Origin of the sequence: Streptomyces sp. URMC 124 (genome assembly GCF_051386455.1) — a bacterium.
Classification (GTDB): Bacteria; Actinomycetota; Actinomycetes; order Streptomycetales; family Streptomycetaceae; genus Streptomyces.
Map to the genome: position 1 here is coordinate 1 of NZ_JBPQTS010000504.1, position 263 is coordinate 263.

Annotated in this window: 1 pseudogene; it reads left to right on the forward strand. The window is 48.7% G+C overall.

The annotated features are described in order from the left end of the window. Positions 1 to 18: 18 nt before the first annotated feature. Positions 19 to 263 (forward strand): annotated as a pseudogene (locus tag ACSNOG_RS33490) (hypothetical protein); the annotation flags it as partial.

Genomic DNA, 263 nt, shown 5'->3' on the forward strand with positions numbered 1-263 from the left:
CCCTTACTGTAAACTTTTTTGAGTGAAACGGAGGTAGAAGGTTTGGAAAGCTCGGCAGAAATCGATCAACAGTCTATGGTGCGCAGAGAGAGGCGATCCGCGGGGAAGGGGCTCGAATTCCTGAAAAAAAACTACTTTCTGTACATCCTGCTTGCTCCGGCGCTTATACTGACCCTTATTTTCAAATATGTGCCGATGTACGGCGCGATCATTGCCTTCAAGGACTTCAGCCCGATCAAAGGGATTTTGGGGAGCGAATGGGT